Source organism: Vibrio sp. 1288 (assembly GCF_033344475.1).
On record NZ_JAWPOX010000138.1, the window covers coordinates 1 to 1,082 of the forward strand.

The 1,082-nt window shown below is 50.2% G+C and carries 2 protein-coding genes; both read left to right on the forward strand.

Annotated features, from left to right (window positions below):
- The coding region (locus R8O11_RS25140) for an ABC transporter permease (protein WP_318194600.1) at positions 1–408 on the forward strand (408 nt) is incomplete at its 5' end.
- Between the two features lie 22 nt (positions 409–430).
- Positions 431–1,082: ABC transporter substrate-binding protein (locus tag R8O11_RS25145; protein WP_318194601.1), on the forward strand; the 652-nt coding region annotated here is incomplete at its 3' end.

The following is a 1,082-nucleotide window of genomic DNA, read 5'->3' on the forward strand; positions in this document are numbered from 1 at the left end:
GGTTACGGCATTGCATCGAAAGTCGTCATGGCGGCGATCATCATCTTTTTCCCCGTCACCACATGTTGCTACGACGGTTTACGCAATACACCAACTGGTTACCTCGATCTTGCCAAAACCATGGGCGCATCGAAATGGCAATTACTGCACCATATTCAACTACCTGCCGCCCTGCCAACGTTAGCGTCTGGTATTCGTGTTGCCGTGGTTATTGCGCCGATTGGTGCCGTGGTAGGTGAATGGGTTGGTTCAAGTGAGGGCCTTGGCTATCTGATGCTGCAAGCCAACGCACGCATGATCATCGATGAGATGTTCGCGGCGCTGTTTATTCTCGCCGCGCTGTCTATCGCACTCTATTTCACCACTGACAAATTACTGAAAAAAGCCATTCCCTGGGAAAACAAATAGGGAAAGAAAAAGGAAGAACCCCGTGAATAAAAACAAACTCATGAGCGCTGCTGCTCTGCTCGCTTCAATCGTTTCAACTAACGTACTTGCTGCCGAAAAGGAGCTTACTTTAATGCTGGATTGGTTCGTTAACCCGAACCATGGCCCTATCGTGATCGCACAAGAGCGCGGCTACTTTAAACAGCAAGGTTTGAAGATCAATATCCAAGAACCCGCCGACCCAAGCACACCACCCAAACTAGTTGCGGCTGGCAAAGTCGATATGGCGATTTCATACCAACCTAGCCTGACCATCGACGTAGCGGCTGGCTTGCCATTAATTCGCTCTGCGACCTTGATTGCTACTCCCCTCAACACATTGATGGTGTTGGATAACGGCAAGAACGACAACCTTGGCGACCTTAAAGGCAAGAAGATCGGTATTGCTATCGCAGGTAACGAAGAGGCGACAATCGGCACCATGCTTGCGCAGGAGAACGTGAAGTTTTCTGACGTGCAAATCATCAACGTCGGTTGGGCACTCTCTTCCTCTCTCGCATCCGGTAAAGTAGACGCTATTTGGGGCGGCTTGCGCAACTTCGAAACCAACCAACTTGCGCTAGAAGGCTACAAAGCCAAAGCCTTCTTCCCAGAAGAATACGGCGTACCAGCGTATGACGAACTGGTGTTTGTGG